This window comes from Paraburkholderia sp. BL10I2N1 (genome assembly GCF_004361815.1).
Classification (GTDB): domain Bacteria; phylum Pseudomonadota; class Gammaproteobacteria; order Burkholderiales; family Burkholderiaceae; genus Paraburkholderia.
Map to the genome: position 1 here is coordinate 2,023,700 of NZ_SNWA01000001.1, position 14,534 is coordinate 2,038,233.

The window sequence follows — 14,534 nt, forward strand, 5'->3', positions numbered from 1 at the left end:
GCCATTCACTGTGGCTTGCGCTCGGGCAACGGAATCCATTCCGTTTCGCCCGGCACTGTGCCCATCTGCTGGTTCGTCCATAGAAGCTTGGCGCGCTCGATCTTTTCACGCGAACTCGCCACGAAATTCCATTCGATAAAGCGTTCACCGTCGATCTTCTCGCCGCCCAGCAGCATGACGGTCGCCCCCTTCGTGCTCGCGAGCGTGACGGTTTCGCCGAGTGTCAGCACAGCCATCTGGCCGGCTTCGAACGCTTCGCCATCGATCGCCAGATCGCCTTCGACCAGATACACGCCGCGCTCGTCGTGCTCCGGCTCGAGCGCGAACGAACTGCCCGGCGCAAAGTGGGCGGCGACGTAGAGCGTGCCCGAGAAAGTCGTGGTCGGCGCGGTCTGGCCGAAAGCCGTGCCTGCGATCACACGCAGCGTGACGCCGTGGCGCTCGATCTCCGGCAGTGTCGACGCCGCGTGATGTTCGAACGACGGCTCGTCGTCTTCATGCGCGAGCGGCAGCGCGACCCAGGTCTGGATGCCGTGCATGGCCAGGCCGCGACCGCGGTCCTCGTTCGGCGTGCGTTCCGAATGCACGATGCCGCGGCCGGCGGTCATCCAGTTCACGTCGCCGGGAACGATCCTCTGCTCGGAACCGAGACTGTCACGGTGCATGATCGCGCCTTCGAACAGATAGGTGACGGTCGCAAGGCCGATGTGCGGATGCGGGCGGACATCGAGGCCCACACCTGGCGCGAGTATCGCCGGACCCATATGGTCGAAGAAGATGAATGGTCCGATGAGGCGCGCCGCCATCGCCGGCAGCACGCGCCGCACGGTAAGGCTGCCGACGTCGCGCAAATGAGGCTTGAGAACCGCTTTGATCGGGGAGGACATGAGTAGGGCTCCTGGCTGCCGCGGTTGAGGGGACAGGTTCATTTTAACGCTCGCGCGAGGTGAGTTGCTGGTCCGGTGAACCGGGGCGCGGCCAGCGGCGCTCGCAAAGAAGCGCAAGTCTGGACAAGTATTCCGCGGAGGAACCACGGCTTCCCGGCGGGCGCTCCGCTAAACTTGGATCTTCGTGAACGAGAGGAGGCGAAGGATGTCGCCGAAGGATCTGCTGCTGGCGCTGGTGGTGGTCGTTGCGTGGGGTGTGAACTTTGTCGTCATCAAGGTCGGCTTGCACGGCGTGCCGCCGATGCTGCTCGGCGCCTTGCGCTTTCTGCTGGCCGCGATTCCGGCCGTGTTCTTCGTCAAACGTCCGCAACTGCCTTGGCGCTGGCTGCTGGCCTATGGCGCGACCATTTCGTTCGGCCAGTTCGCTTTTCTCTTCACCGCGATGTATGTCGGGATGCCGGCGGGCCTCGCTTCGCTCGTGCTGCAAGCGCAGGCGTTTTTTACGCTGCTCTTCGCGGTCATGTTTCTCCACGAGCGTTTTCGCGCCCAGAACGTCATTGGTTTGTTGATCGCGGCGGGCGGCCTCGCGGTGATCGGCCTGGAGGGCGGTCACGTGATGACGCTTGCCGGCTTTGTCCTCACGCTGTGCGCGGCGGTCTCGTGGGCGCTCGGCAATATCGTCACCAAGAAGATCGGCAAGGTCGACCTGGTCGGCCTCGTGGTGTGGGCGAGCCTGATTCCGCCGCTGCCGTTTCTTGTCCTGTCTTACTTCCTCGAAGGTCCGCAACGAATCGCCGCGGCGCTGACCGGCATCGGCGGATCGTCGATCTTCGCGATCGTCTATCTCGCGTTTATCGCAACGCTTCTGGGCTACAGCCTCTGGAGCCGTCTGCTGTCGCGTTATCCGGCAAGCCAGGTTGCGCCGTTTTCGCTGCTCGTGCCGATTGTCGGGCTGGCCTCCGCATCGCTTTTTCTCGACGAGCATCTGTCGACCGCGCAGATTGCCGGTGCGGTGCTCGTGATGACTGGACTCGCTGTGAACGTGTTCGGCGGATGGGTCGTGCAACGCGCTGCGTCAGCGCGCTGACTGGATAATCCGGCGGAATCGGGACGCGCGCCTGACGTAAAAGCGGCCGCGTCGAGCGGCCGTTGTTACATGGCAAGACGATCATCAGCGCATTACGTCATCCGGTTCTTCGCAAGCGGCGGATTCGCCGCGAAGTAACGCTTGATGCCAGTGAGAATTGCGTCGGCCATCCGGTCGCGATAGGCGTCGTCGTTGAGACGTTTTTCTTCGTCCGGGTTGCTGATGAATGCGGTCTCGACGAGGATCGACGGAATATCGGGCGCTTTCAGCACGGCAAACCCCGCCTGTTCGACCGAGCCCTTGTGCAGCTTGTTGATGTCGCCGATCTCCTTCAGCACGAAGTTGCCGTAACGCATCGAATCGCGGATCTGCGCGGTGGTCGACATGTCGAACAGTGCGCGGTTCACGCTTGCGTCGGCGGTCTTGATGTTGATGCCGCCGATCTGGTCCGACGAGTTTTCCTTGTTCGCCATCCATTGCGCCGCTGCGCTCGACGCGCCGTGCTCCGACAGGGCGAACACCGACGAGCCGCGTGCGGACGGATCGGTGAACGCGTCGGCATGGACCGATACGAAGAGGTCGGCCCCCACGCGCCGCGCTTTCTGCACGCGCACGTTGAGCGGCACGAAGAAGTCGGCGTCGCGGGTCATCATCGCGCGCATGTTCGGCTGGGCGTCGATCTTTGCGCGCAGCTTCTTCGCGACGTCGAGTGCGATGTGCTTTTCATACGTGCCGCCGCCGCCGATCGCGCCCGGGTCTTCACCGCCATGGCCCGGGTCGATGGCGACCGTCAGCAGGCGGACCGTGTTGCCTCTGCCGGATTTCGGAGCTGTGAACCTGTACGTATCGTCGGTGGCATCGGCGCCGTCGTCGTCGTTGCGGGCGATGGCGGTCGGCGGCGCGGGTTTGACTGTCGGGCGCGGCGGGGTCGGGTTTGGCGTAACGCGCGCGGGTGGTCGCGGCACGTCCGGCGACGATGGCCCGCTGTTCTGCGCGTAGCGCTCGAAGAACGCGTCGCTGTTGTCGCCCGGCGGCGGAGAGGTGGGACCCGAGAGCGTCGCGGGCGGCGCGTTGTTTTCGTTGAGCTTCTGTTCCTTGCGCTCGGTCTGCGCGAGGAGATCCATCAGCGGATCCGGCGCCACAGCCGGATAAAGATCGAACACGAGGCGGTATTTATAAGCACCGACGGGCGGCAAGGTGAACACCTGTGGCTTCACCGAACCCTTCAGGTCGAACACCATCCGCACGACATGCGGCTGATACTGCCCGACCCGCACGGCCTGGATCTGCGGATCATTCGGCGTGATCTTCGAGACGAGATCGCGCAGGGCCTGATCGAGATCGAGACCGGTCAGATCGACCACCAGCCGGTCGGGGCCCTGCAAAAGTTGTTGCGCGTTTTGCAGCGGCTGGTCCGACTCGATCGTCACGCGCGTGTAGTCGCGTGCGGGCCAGACGCGCACGCCGAGCACCGAACTCGCCCGTGCGAGGCGCGGCGCGACGAGCCCGAGCACGAGCGTCGATGCGCCCGCGCGCAGGATCTGCCGGCGCCTCCAGTTATGCGTCGCGGTGGCCGCTGACTCGATCGAGCGGAACGGTTTGATCAACATCTTTCGAGACATGCCTTTCCTGATTCGCTGTATGCGCGCGCAATGAGAAGGCGTCCATCGCCCTCCACATCGAGCGAGAAGACAAGATCCGGTATGCCGAGCAGGGTGCCCGCGCGTTCCGGCCATTCGACAAGGCAGATCGCTCCGCTGTCGAAGTATTCGCGAAAGCCTGCATCGGCCCATTCGGCCGGATCGGTAAAACGATAGAGATCGAAGTGGTACAGCTCGAGTTCCCCATCGGGTCGTTCGACCGCGTAGGGTTCGACCAGCGTGTAGGTTGGGCTGCGCACGCGGCCCGTGTGTCCGAGGGCGCGTAACGTGGCGCGCACGAGCGTGGTTTTGCCCGCGCCGAGGTCGCCCAGCAACTGCACCTGCAAGCCCTGGAATTCGCTGCGGGCGCCGGGTTCCGATGCGGCCCGGCGTACGTGATCGATGGCGTCGGCGAAGCGCGCGCCGAACGCACTGGTGGCGGCTTCGTCCGCGAGCGCGAAGTGGCGTTCGAGCAGGACGGCAGCGGCGGGTTTGATCACGTGAACGGGGTTGTCGGGCATTCTCGTAAAATGGCGTGATGAACCGATGTCCGGACCACCCCGTTTCCTGCACGCCTGCGTCTGATGACGATGCGCGTGCCGTGCGTCATTTCGATGAAGCGGCGCTGAACGCGCTCGCCTTGCGCATCAAAACGTGGGGCCGCGAACTGGGTTTCGGTGCGATCGGTATCAGTGACACCGACCTCACAGCTGCCGAGGCGGGACTCGCCGCGTGGCTCGAAGCGGACTGCCATGGCGAGATGGATTATATGGCCAAACACGGGATGAAACGCGCACGGCCGGCCGAGCTTGTGGCCGGCACGCGACGCGTGATTACCGCACGAATGGCCTATTTGCCCGCCATGACACTTACCGGAAAGTCCGACGAAAGCGACCCGCAGGCTATGCCGCCGGACTGGCGCAAGGCTGAACACGGCCGGCTTGCGGACCCGTCCGCTGCGGTTGTCTCGATCTACGCACGTGGCCGCGACTATCACAAGGTGATGCGTAACCGTTTGCAACAGCTCGCGGAAAAGGTCGAAGCGGAGATCGGCGGATACGGGTATCGCGTCTTCACCGATTCGGCCCCGGTGCTGGAAGTCGAGCTTGCGCAGAACGCGGGTGTCGGCTGGCGTGGCAAGCACACGTTGCTGTTGCAGCGCGACGCAGGCTCGCTGTTTTTTCTCGGCGAGATCTATGTCGACATTCCGCTGCCAACCGACGCTGAAATCGCGCCGGAGCAGGCACCCGAAACCGCTGGCGCGCATTGTGGCAGTTGTACGCGCTGCATCGGCGCCTGTCCGACGGGCGCGATCGTCGCCCCGTACAAGGTCGACGCGCGGCGCTGCATCTCCTATCTGACGATCGAACTGAAAGGCAGTATTCCCCAGGACTTGCGGCCGCTGATCGGCAATCGTGTGTATGGCTGCGACGATTGCCAGCTTGTCTGTCCGTGGAACAAGTTCGCGCAGGCCGCGCCTGTCGCGGATTTCGATGTCCGGCACGGGCTCGATCGTGCGACGCTTGTCGAACTGTTCGGCTGGACCGCCAGCGAGTTCGACACGCGGATGCAGGGCAGTGCGATCCGTCGCATTGGCTATGAGTGCTGGCTGCGCAATCTGGCGGTCGGCATGGGCAATGCGCTGCGTGCGGATCGCGCGAGCCTGTCGGTTGCGGCGCGAGCCGATATCGTCGAAGCATTGCGCTCGCGTATCGACGACCCGTCCGCGCTCGTTCGTGAGCACGTGGAATGGGCGCTCGAGGCAGCGTAAAGTAGCGGGGTTCCGGCCGCGTTTCTGGTCCGTGCCTTGCGTTGCGTTCTGGAAGACAGGTAACGCATGTTCAACACAACGGATGCCGCACCGAAAAGGAGGCAATCATGTTCAACGCAGTAATCGATGCGCCGTTCGGCAAGGTCGGCATCCGTATCGAAGCCGACACCGTCCGCGAAATCGTCTATCTGCCTGATTCGATCCGCAGCATCGCGCCCGATACGCCGCTCGCGAAGAAGGCCGTCGAGCAGATCGAGCGCTATTTCGAGCGTGCGTCGGCAACCTTCGACCTGCCGCTCGCCAATGTCGGCAGTGCATTTCAGCGACGCGTCTGGCAGGCCATCAGCGACATTCCGCCCGGCATCGTGCTGACGTACGGGCAGGTCGCGAAACAGGTCGGCAGTGCACCGCGCGCGGTCGGCCAGGCGTGCGGCGCGAATTATTTTCCGCTAGTGATTCCGTGCCATCGTGTGGTGGCATCGGGCGGGATCGGCGGCTTTGCGAATCACGACGACGACGGCTACTTCCGCAAGGTCAAACGCTGGCTTCTCGCACACGAAGGTGTTCCCTACGCATGAGCAGCACGACCGGCATCTCCGGGACCGTCATCGACGAAGCGCCTGGCGCGTCGCAGTCGCCGCTCTTCATGACGAGCAACGCGTCGATCGATGCGTTTTTGCGACGCGCTATGGCTCGAACACGGGCTGTCGCGCAACACGCTCGATGCGTATCGCCGCGATCTGCGGATCTTTGCCGAATGGCTCGCCAAGAAGCGCGACAGTTCGCTCGATACGGCGAGCGAAGCGGATCTCAACGCCTACAGCGCAGTACGGCAGAAGGACAAGTCGACTTCGGCAAACCGCCGTCTGTCTGTGTTCAGACGTTATTACGCGTGGTCCGTGCGTGAACATCGCGCAACTGCAGATCCGACGCTACGCATCCGCTCGGCGAAGCAGCCGCCACGCTTTCCGTCGACGTTGACCGAGGCGCAGGTCGAAGCGCTGCTCGGCGCGCCGGATATCGACACATCGCTCGGGCTGCGCGATCGCACGATGCTGGAACTGATGTATGCGAGCGGGCTGCGCGTCACGGAACTCGTGACGTTGAAGACGGTGGAAGTCGGCCTCAACGAGGGCGTGGTGCGCGTGATGGGGAAAGGCTCGAAAGAGCGGCTGATCCCGTTCGGCGAGGAGGCGCACGGCTGGATTGAACGGTATCTGCGCGAAGCCCGGCCTGCGTTGCTGGGCGCGCGGGCGAGCGACGCGCTCTTCGTCACCACCCGCGCGGAGGGCATGACGCGTCAGCAGTTCTGGAACATCATCAAGCGCCATGCCGCCGCGGCCGATGTGCGCGCACCGCTGTCGCCGCACACGCTGCGGCACGCGTTCGCCACGCATCTGCTGAATCACGGCGCGGACCTGCGTGTAGTGCAGTTGCTGCTCGGTCACACGGATATCTCGACGACGCAGATTTACACGCACGTCGCGCGCGAGCGGCTGAAGTCGCTGCACGCGACCCACCATCCGCGAGGATGATTCTGTCGGGCCGCGGCGCCGCGACCGTTTAGCGCCCGCGCCTGCTCAAATCAGATCGCGCAGTCTGTGCTTCAGAATCTTGCCGGTCGATGCCGCCGGCAGCGCCGCGAGCACGCGCACTTCGGCAGGCCGTTTGTACGGTGCGAGGCGGCCGCTGCACCATCCGATCAGCTCGGCCGGCGTCACCTGCGCGCCAGCAACAAGTTCGACAAACGCCACCACTTCCTCATTGCCTTCGACCGCGCGGCCGATCACCGCAGACTGCACGACTTGCGGGTGCGCATTCAGCACATGCTCGACTTCCGCTGGATAGACGTTGAAGCCCGATCGGATGATCAGTTCCTTGCTGCGGCCGACGATGTCGAGCGCGCCATCAGACTCCTGCCGCGCGAGATCGCCGGTTTTCAGCCAGCCATCCGCGGTGACCGTGGCCCGGGTCTGTTCCGGGTTGCGGTAATAACCGAGCATCACATTCGGCCCGCGTACCCACAGTTCGCCGATCTCGTCTGGTGCGACATCGACACCATCCAGCGAAACGAACCGCACTTCGACCCCCGGAATCACCTGACCGACGGAAACATCGGTGCGCGGTGCGTCGAGCAGGGTCTGCGAGACGGTCGGGCTGCTTTCCGTCATGCCGTAACCGTTGTGCAATGTCACGCCGTACACGCTTTCGACACGCGCTTTCAGCGCAGCGTCGAGCGGCGAGCCGCCTGAATAAGCGAAGCGCAGTTGCGGCGCCGACCATGAATGTCCGTGTGTCTGCAGATGTTCAAGCAGCCTGGCGTGCATGGCGGGCACACCCTGGAAGATCGACACACGCTCTTCGGCGAGTGCGCGACGCACTGCTTCGGGCGAGAAGCGCGACGCGAGCCGCAGCGTCGCGCCTGCGTGCAGGCTGCCGAGGCACACCGAGGCGAGGCCGTACACGTGCGAAACAGGCAGCACCGCATACACGACATCCTCCGGACCCACACGGCGTAGCGTGCTGGAGATCGTCGCGATGAACATCAGGTTGCGGTGCGACAGCATCACGCCCTTCGGCGTGCCTGTCGTGCCCGTGGTGTAAATCAGCGCCGCGCATTGCTTTTCGCTGGCGGCTTCGACGGGCTCGGCGCTCACCGTGCTGTCGGACGTCCATGACCATCCGCCGATGTCGATTCCCGACGCCAATGCCGGTGCGGGTTGCGCGCCGTGACGTTGCGCGTGCTGCAGCGCATCGGGCGACGCGTCGACCGCATAGGCGACCACGCGCGGCTGCGCATGCGCGCGGATGGCGTCGAGTTCGCCCGCGGAGAGCCTCGCGTTCGATACAAGCGACCACGCGTCGAGTCTGGCCGTGGCAAACAGCAGCACGATCTGCGCGATGCTGTTCTCGGCGACGATCATCACGCGGTCGCCCGCGCGCACGCCCCATTCGCGCAGTTGCGCGGCCGTGGCGTCGATGGCGTCGACGAGTTGCTGGCGAGTGAACTGCCGCGTGTCTTCGATCAGCGAGATGCGCTGTGGGTCTCGCGCTGCAGCCCGGACAGGAATGTCGGCAATGCGTGCCGGCAGCGAAGCCAGCAGGGCGGGGATGTCGGATGCGTCGAATACGCGCTGACTCGGGAGGGCGGGATCGGCGGTCAATGCTGTCTCCTTGACGCGCCGGGAAGTCCGGCGACGGGATATTTTCGAACGATCGTGCCACAATCGACGGACACGCACAATTGAGGATTGGGCAGATACCCGTTGTGTGGCAAGGCATTTACAATGCGCCGATGAGCAAATCCAGACACGTTTCCGAGACCCCCGCGACGCAGTTTCTGCGCTGCCACGGCGTCGCCTTCGGCGAACATCCCTACGACTACGTCGACCACGGCGGCACGGCCGAATCGGCACGCCAGCTGGGCGTGGACGAACATCATGTCGTCAAGACCCTCGTAATGGAAGACGAGCATGCCAGGCCATTGATCGTGCTGATGCACGGCGACCGCACTGTGTCGATGAAGAACCTCGCCCGTCAGATCGGTGCGAAACGCGTCGAGCCGTGCAAGCCCGAGGTCGCGAGCCGGCATTCGGGTTACCTGATCGGCGGCACGTCGCCGTTCGGCACGCGCAAGGCGATGCCAGTGTATGTCGAGTCGACGATACTCGAGCTCGATCAGATCTGGCTGAATGGCGGCCGGCGCGGCTTTCTGGTGAGCATCGCGCCGAAGGTGCTGACCAAACTGATCGACGCGAAGCCCGTGGAGTGCGCGAGCGTCGATTGAGCCGGCCGGGTCGTGCGAGATGATCGTGTTCGGTAGAATGTGTGCCGTTCTGGTCGTGCGGTACCGGTGTTTTCCGGTTTCATCACCCACTAGCCTTTCCGGCACATTACAAGAAGAGTCCACAGCATGGAAAACCTGATTGTCGCCGTCGCGGCCTACCTGATCGGCTCGGTGTCGTTTGCCGTGATCGTGAGCGCCTCGATGGGGCTCGCCGACCCGCGTTCATACGGGTCGAAGAATCCTGGCGCGACCAACGTCCTGCGCAGCGGCAACAAGACCGCCGCGATCCTCACGCTGCTCGGCGATGCATTCAAAGGGTGGCTCGCGGTGTGGCTCGTCAGCCACTTCGGCCCGCACTATGGCCTCGATGATCCGGCGATCGCGCTCGCCGCGATTGCGGTGTTCCTCGGCCATCTGTATCCGGTCTACTTCCGCTTCAAGGGCGGCAAGGGCGTGGCGACCGCAGCGGGTGTCCTGCTTGCGATCCATCCGGTGCTGGGAATCGCGACGCTGCTGACGTGGCTCATCATCGCGTTCTTTTTCCGCTATTCGTCGTTGGCGGCGCTCGTGGCCGCCGTGTTCGCGCCGTTCTTCGACGTGTTCCTGTTCGGTCCGAACATCATTGCGCTGGCTGTGCTCGCGATGAGCGCGCTGTTGATCTGGCGCCATCGGGCGAACATCGGCAAGCTGATCGAGGGCAAGGAAAGCCGAATCGGCGAGAAGAAGCGCGGCGCGCCACCGACGGGCAAGGCACGTTGAGCTTTCGAGCCGGGGCGCCCTGTCAGATGGCGTGACGCCTCATCCGTTCAGTCGCGGAAGTTGTTGAAGTCGAGCGGCGTGTCGGTCACGTCCTTGCGCAGCAGCGCAATAGCGCTTTGCAGATCGTCGCGCTTGGTGCCCGTCACGCGCACCGCGTCGCCCTGAATGCTCGCCTGGACCTTGATCTTGCTGTCCTTCACGAGCTTGACGATCTTCTTCGCGAGGTCGCCCGACACACCTTTCTTCACGGTGATGATCTGCTTGACCTTGTCGCCGCCGATCTTCTCGATCTTGCCGTAGTCGAGGAAGCGCACGTCCACGTTGCGCTTCGCCATTTTGGACAGCAGCACGTCCTTGACCTGGGTGAGCTTGAAGTCGTCGTCGGCGTAGGCGGTGAGTTCGCGCTCCTTCTGCTCGACACGGGCATCCGAGCCCTTGAAGTCGAAGCGGGTCGAAATTTCCTTGTTGGACTGCTCGATCGCGTTCTTGACTTCGATCATGTTGGCTTCGCTGACAACGTCAAACGATGGCATTGCATTCTCCCAATAGTGCGCGGTGGCTGACACGGCCGGACGGCCGCGCGTGACGCACTCGCTATAATCACGAACCGGCTGTCATTTTACCGACGCCTTTCCCATTTGCCCAAGGCCGCCGCGCAACGCTTTCGCGGCGTGACCCTGAAGATCCCCGAGATCCTGACCATCGCGCCATCCTGATGTCCCAAGCCGCTGCCGTTTCGTTTCTGTCCAGTTATCCGCTCAAGGCGCACAACACCTTTGGCTTCGATGTGCGTGCGCGCCTCGCGTGCCGCATCGAACATGAGGCGCAGATCGTCCCCGCGGTCGACGATCCCCGCTCGGCGGGCTTGCCGCGGCTGGTACTGGGCGGAGGCAGCAATGTCGTGCTGACGCGCGATTTCGACGGGCTCGTGCTGCTTGTTGCGCTGCGCGGCCGGCGTCTCGCGCGCGAGGACGATGACGCATGGTATGTCGAGGCGGCGGCCGGAGAGAACTGGCATGAATTCGTCGAGTGGACGCTTGCACAGGGCCTGCCCGGACTCGAGAACCTGGCGCTGATTCCGGGAACGGTCGGCGCTGCGCCCATCCAGAACATCGGCGCGTACGGCCTTGAAATGTGCGAGCGCTTCGCGTCGCTGCGGGCGGTCGAGCTGGCGACGGGCGATGTCGTCGAACTCGATGCAAAAGCCTGCCGCTTCGGCTATCGCGACAGTTTCTTCAAACGGGAAGGGCGCGACCGTTTCGTGATTACGTCGGTGACGTTCCGTCTGCCGAAAATGTGGACGCCGCGCGCCGGCTACGCCGACATTGCGCGCGAACTCGCTGCAGATGGCTTTGGCGACGCGTCACCGACTGCGCAGGCGATCTTCGATGCCGTCGTCGCGGTGCGGCGCGCAAAGCTGCCCGATCCGCTCGAATTCGGAAACGCGGGCAGTTTTTTCAAGAATCCGGTCGTCGATGCAGCGCAGTTCGAAGCGTTGCAGCAGCGCGAGCCGGACGTGGTGTCGTACCGGCAGCCCGATGGACGCGTGAAGCTCGCAGCTGGCTGGCTCATCGACCGGTGCGGCTGGAAGGGGCGAGCGATGGGCGCGGCGGCCGTTCACGACCGGCAGGCGCTGGTGCTGGTGAACCGCGGGGGCGCGACGGGCGCCGAGATGCTGACGCTGGCGCGGGCGATCCAGAGCGACGTTATTCGGCGGTTTGGCGTCGAGCTTGATCCGGAGCCCGTTTGCCTGTGAACGCCCGGTTGCCGTGGCTGAGGACAAATTGACGGCAACACAATGACAAAGGCGCCGGGATCACTCCCGGCGCCTTTTTTGCGGATGCCGTTGCGCGCGAAAAACCGCGCGCGGCATCAGTCAGTTCAATGCTCAGCTACGCTGGCGACGCGCGTTTTCAGCGATCCGCATACGAAGCGCATTCAGCTTGATGAAGCCACCGGCGTCGGCCTGGTTGTATGCACCGCCGTCGTCGTCGAAGGTCGCGATGGTCTTGTCGAACAGCGTGTCCTTCGAGTCGCGCGCCACCACGGACACGCTGCCCTTGTACAGCTTCACGCGCGTCCAGCCGTTGACCTTTTCCTGCGTATGGTCGATCAGCACCTGGATGGCGCGACGCTCCGGGCTCCACCAGTAGCCGTTGTAAATGATGGACGCATAGCGCGCCATCAGGTCGTCCTTCAGGTGAGCGACTTCGCGGTCGAGTGTGATCGACTCCATGCCGCGGTGCGCTTTTAGCATGATGGTGCCGCCCGGCGTTTCATAGCAGCCGCGCGACTTCATGCCGACGTAGCGGTTTTCGACCAGATCCAGACGGCCGATGCCGTGTTTGCCGCCGAGACGGTTCAGTTCGGTCAGCATTTCGGCCGGCGACAGGCGCTTGCCATTGAGCGCGACCGGGTCGCCGCGCTCGTATTCGATGTCGAGGTATTCCGCCTGATCCGGCGCTTCTTCGGGCGAGACCGTCCAGCGCCACATGTCGGGTTCGGCTTCCGCCTTCGGGTCTTCGAGGTGACGGCCTTCGAACGAAATGTGCAACAGGTTCGCGTCCATCGAGTACGGCGCACCGCCCTGCTTGTGCTTCATTTCGATCGGAATGCCAGCCTTCTCGGCGTAAGCGAGCAGCTTTTCACGCGAAAGCAGATCCCATTCGCGCCACGGAGCGATGACTTTGATGCCCGGTTCGAGCGCGTAGTAGCCGAGTTCGAAGCGGACCTGGTCGTTGCCCTTGCCGGTCGCACCGTGCGACACGGCCTGGGCACCGGTTGCGCGGGCAATCTCGATCTGGCGCTTCGCGATCAGCGGACGCGCGATCGACGTGCCCAGCAGGTATTCGCCTTCGTAGATCGTGTTCGCACGGAACATCGGGAACACGAAGTCGCGCACGAATTCTTCGCGCAGGTCTTCGATGAAGATGTTGTCCTGCTTGATGCCGAGTTGCAGTGCTTTCTTGCGCGCCGGCTCCAGTTCTTCGCCCTGGCCGATATCGGCCGTGAACGTGACGACTTCGGCGTCGTAGTTGTCCTGCAACCATTTCAGGATGACGGAGGTGTCGAGGCCGCCCGAATAGGCGAGCACGACTTTCTTGATATCGCTCATGGTGAACTCGTAGCTGGGAAACTGGGACAAAAACAGGGGCGCGCCGGCCATTCCGGAGCGCGTAAAAACGCTATTTTGACACTAAATCGCCGCGTGATCCGCGTTTTTGGGTAGCGCGACGGGTGAGTTGCCGAGACGCTGCGCAGGTGGCCGCGGCTCGCCGGATGCGTGACATGCAGGTGACCGGTGCCACCGGGGAGGTGACCCGTTACCGTCCGTCGCGGCTGGTACTGCTCAGTGATTCAGCTTGCCGAGCAGCAGGTATTCCATCAGCGCCTTTTGCACGTGCAGACGGTTTTCCGCTTCGTCCCATACGACGCTCTGCGGCCCGTCGATCACTTCCGCGCTCACTTCTTCGCCGCGATGGGCAGGCAGACAGTGCATGAACAGGGCATCCGGGTTGGCGCGCGCTATCATGTCGGCGTCGACGCACCAGTCGGCAAAGGCTTTTTTGCGCGCCTCGTTTTCGGCTTCGAAACCCATGCTGGTCCACACGTCCGTCGTGACGAGATCGGCGCCCTCGCAGGCTTCATGCGGATCGTCGAAGTCCTGCCAGAACGGCGCGCTTTCAGGCGCGACGAGCGCATGGTCGAGCTTGTAGCCGGCCGGTGTCGACAGGCGCAGCTTGAAACCGAGGATGTGTGCCGCTTCGATCCAGGTGTACAGCATGTTATTCGCGTCACCGACCCACGCGACCGTCTTGCCGCGGATCGGCCCGCGATGCTCGAAGTAGGTGAAGATGTCGGCCAGCACCTGGCACGGGTGGTATTCGTTCGTCAGGCCGTTGATGACCGGCACGCGCGAGTTGTCGGCGAAACGTTGCAGGATGTCCTGGCCGAACGTGCGGATCATGATGATGTCGACCATTCGCGAGATCACCTGCGCGGCATCTTCGATCGGTTCGCCGCGGCCTAGCTGCGTGTCGCGCGTGCTCATGAACACGGCATGGCCGCCGAGCTGGAAGATGCCCGCTTCGAACGACAGGCGCGTGCGCGTCGAGTTTTTCTCGAAGATCATCGCGAGCGTGCGGTCGTGGAGTGGGTGATAGGTCTCGTAGTTCTTGAACTTTCGCTTCAAAATGCGCGCGCGTTCCAGCACGTACTCGTAGTCGTCCAGCGAGAAGTCCTTGAACTGCAGATAGTGGCGAATTTTCTTGGCGGTCATAAAACAAATACGGCGGTCTCACCCGGCAGAAGTGCCGGACGGCGCCGCCGTTGTTTGTGGTAACTCAATGCAGGATAAAGGATTTTGCCGGGTTTGACGAGTCGGCCAAAAGGCCTGTCATGTCGCTGTCACGGTCAGAGCGACATGCTCGCCGCATCGTCCGGGCGGTTGTGTGCAGTGCGGAAGAACATCTGCTGCGCTATAATCTCAGGGTTTTCCCAAGCACGGCCGTGCAGGCGCCAGGCTTGCGGGACACGGGTCGCGCGTCCGGCTGTCAAGCGTATCCGACGCATGCGGCGCACGTAGCGCTCACCTTCCCCGCGG

Annotated in this window: 13 protein-coding genes and 1 pseudogene; 7 read left to right on the forward strand and 7 right to left on the reverse strand. The window is 63.5% G+C overall.

Translation table 11 applies throughout. The features are described from left to right. Positions 1 to 5: 5 nt before the first annotated feature. Positions 6 to 887: a pirin family protein gene (locus B0G77_RS09450; RefSeq protein WP_133661905.1), complete on the reverse strand. Its 882-nt coding sequence runs from the start codon at positions 885 to 887 to the stop codon at positions 6 to 8. 205 nt (positions 888 to 1,092) lie between these two features. Here B0G77_RS09450 and B0G77_RS09455 point away from each other — a divergent pair, with 205 nt between their 5' ends. Next, positions 1,093 to 1,974 carry an EamA family transporter gene (locus B0G77_RS09455; RefSeq protein WP_133661906.1) on the forward strand — a complete coding sequence of 294 codons (882 nt, stop codon included), beginning with the start codon at positions 1,093 to 1,095 and terminating at the stop codon, positions 1,972 to 1,974. A 92-nt stretch (positions 1,975 to 2,066) separates the two neighbouring features. On the opposite strand, the gene B0G77_RS09460 is transcribed toward B0G77_RS09455, so the two are convergent. Together B0G77_RS09460 and tsaE are read right to left on the reverse strand one after the other, a co-directional pair. Then, a complete protein-coding gene (locus B0G77_RS09460) occupies positions 2,067 to 3,596 on the reverse strand; it encodes an N-acetylmuramoyl-L-alanine amidase (RefSeq protein ID WP_133661907.1) in 1,530 nt (509 codons plus the stop codon). Next, a complete protein-coding gene (gene tsaE, locus B0G77_RS09465) occupies positions 3,578 to 4,135 on the reverse strand; it encodes a tRNA (adenosine(37)-N6)-threonylcarbamoyltransferase complex ATPase subunit type 1 TsaE (RefSeq protein ID WP_133661908.1) in 558 nt (185 codons plus the stop codon). The genes B0G77_RS09460 and tsaE overlap by 19 nt, the downstream gene beginning before the upstream one ends. A 17-nt stretch (positions 4,136 to 4,152) precedes the next feature. Here tsaE and queG point away from each other — a divergent pair, with 17 nt between their 5' ends. The 3 genes and pseudogenes from queG (at position 4,153) to xerD (ending at position 6,920) form a co-directional block, all read left to right on the forward strand. After that, a complete protein-coding gene (queG, locus tag B0G77_RS09470; RefSeq protein ID WP_133661909.1) occupies positions 4,153 to 5,385 on the forward strand; it encodes a tRNA epoxyqueuosine(34) reductase QueG in 1,233 nt (410 codons plus the stop codon). Between the two features lie 107 nt (positions 5,386 to 5,492). Continuing rightward, positions 5,493 to 5,963 (forward strand): methylated-DNA--[protein]-cysteine S-methyltransferase, encoded by a 471-nt coding sequence (locus tag B0G77_RS09475; protein ID WP_133661910.1) that lies wholly within the window; start codon positions 5,493 to 5,495, stop codon positions 5,961 to 5,963. 14 nt (positions 5,964 to 5,977) lie between these two features. Then, positions 5,978 to 6,920: pseudogene (xerD, locus tag B0G77_RS09480) on the forward strand (site-specific tyrosine recombinase XerD). A gap of 45 nt (positions 6,921 to 6,965) precedes the next feature. Here xerD and B0G77_RS09485 read toward each other — a convergent pair. Further along, positions 6,966 to 8,549, reverse strand: coding sequence for an AMP-binding protein (locus B0G77_RS09485; protein WP_133661911.1), 1,584 nt, complete (start codon positions 8,547 to 8,549; stop codon positions 6,966 to 6,968). A 131-nt stretch (positions 8,550 to 8,680) separates the two neighbouring features. Here B0G77_RS09485 and ybaK point away from each other — a divergent pair, with 131 nt between their 5' ends. Together ybaK and plsY are read left to right on the forward strand one after the other, a co-directional pair. Next, complete coding sequence (ybaK, locus tag B0G77_RS09490) at positions 8,681 to 9,172, forward strand: Cys-tRNA(Pro) deacylase (RefSeq protein ID WP_133661912.1); 492 nt, start codon at positions 8,681 to 8,683, stop codon at positions 9,170 to 9,172. Between the two features lie 126 nt (positions 9,173 to 9,298). After that, positions 9,299 to 9,931, forward strand: coding sequence for a glycerol-3-phosphate 1-O-acyltransferase PlsY (gene plsY / locus B0G77_RS09495; RefSeq protein ID WP_133661913.1), 633 nt, complete (start codon positions 9,299 to 9,301; stop codon positions 9,929 to 9,931). Between the two features lie 47 nt (positions 9,932 to 9,978). Here plsY and B0G77_RS09500 read toward each other — a convergent pair whose 3' ends face one another. Continuing rightward, complete coding sequence (locus tag B0G77_RS09500; protein WP_133661914.1) at positions 9,979 to 10,464, reverse strand: YajQ family cyclic di-GMP-binding protein; 486 nt, start codon at positions 10,462 to 10,464, stop codon at positions 9,979 to 9,981. Positions 10,465 to 10,646: 182 nt separating this feature from the next. Between B0G77_RS09500 and murB the strand changes: the two genes are divergently transcribed. Continuing rightward, positions 10,647 to 11,687 (forward strand): UDP-N-acetylmuramate dehydrogenase, encoded by a 1,041-nt coding sequence (gene murB / locus B0G77_RS09505; protein WP_133661915.1) that lies wholly within the window; start codon positions 10,647 to 10,649, stop codon positions 11,685 to 11,687. Positions 11,688 to 11,819: 132 nt separating this feature from the next. Here the strand turns inward: murB and B0G77_RS09510 are convergent, their stop codons facing one another. Both B0G77_RS09510 and argF read right to left on the reverse strand, forming a co-directional pair. Next, positions 11,820 to 13,046: an argininosuccinate synthase gene (locus tag B0G77_RS09510; protein ID WP_133661916.1), complete on the reverse strand. Its 1,227-nt coding sequence runs from the start codon at positions 13,044 to 13,046 to the stop codon at positions 11,820 to 11,822. A 234-nt stretch (positions 13,047 to 13,280) separates the two neighbouring features. After that, entirely contained in the window at positions 13,281 to 14,210 is a 930-nt protein-coding gene (gene argF, locus B0G77_RS09515) for an ornithine carbamoyltransferase (protein ID WP_133661917.1), read from the reverse strand. Positions 14,211 to 14,534 lie beyond the last annotated feature (324 nt).

What these genes read in the sequence shown, in the direction of transcription:
- B0G77_RS09450 (WP_133661905.1), bottom strand. Translation starts at nt 887, where the DNA reads ATGTCCTCCCCGATCAAAGCGGTTCTCAAGCCTCATTTGCGCGACGTC.
- B0G77_RS09455 (WP_133661906.1), top strand. Translation starts at nt 1,093, where the DNA reads ATGTCGCCGAAGGATCTGCTGCTGGCGCTGGTGGTGGTCGTTGCGTGG.
- B0G77_RS09460 (WP_133661907.1), bottom strand. Translation starts at nt 3,596, where the DNA reads ATGTCTCGAAAGATGTTGATCAAACCGTTCCGCTCGATCGAGTCAGCG.
- tsaE (WP_133661908.1), bottom strand. Translation starts at nt 4,135, where the DNA reads ATGCCCGACAACCCCGTTCACGTGATCAAACCCGCCGCTGCCGTCCTG.
- queG (WP_133661909.1), top strand. Translation starts at nt 4,153, where the DNA reads ATGAACCGATGTCCGGACCACCCCGTTTCCTGCACGCCTGCGTCTGAT.
- B0G77_RS09475 (WP_133661910.1), top strand. Translation starts at nt 5,493, where the DNA reads ATGTTCAACGCAGTAATCGATGCGCCGTTCGGCAAGGTCGGCATCCGT.
- ybaK (WP_133661912.1), top strand. Translation starts at nt 8,681, where the DNA reads ATGAGCAAATCCAGACACGTTTCCGAGACCCCCGCGACGCAGTTTCTG.
- plsY (WP_133661913.1), top strand. Translation starts at nt 9,299, where the DNA reads ATGGAAAACCTGATTGTCGCCGTCGCGGCCTACCTGATCGGCTCGGTG.
- B0G77_RS09500 (WP_133661914.1), bottom strand. Translation starts at nt 10,464, where the DNA reads ATGCCATCGTTTGACGTTGTCAGCGAAGCCAACATGATCGAAGTCAAG.
- murB (WP_133661915.1), top strand. Translation starts at nt 10,647, where the DNA reads ATGTCCCAAGCCGCTGCCGTTTCGTTTCTGTCCAGTTATCCGCTCAAG.
- B0G77_RS09510 (WP_133661916.1), bottom strand. Translation starts at nt 13,046, where the DNA reads ATGAGCGATATCAAGAAAGTCGTGCTCGCCTATTCGGGCGGCCTCGAC.
- argF (WP_133661917.1), bottom strand. Translation starts at nt 14,210, where the DNA reads ATGACCGCCAAGAAAATTCGCCACTATCTGCAGTTCAAGGACTTCTCG.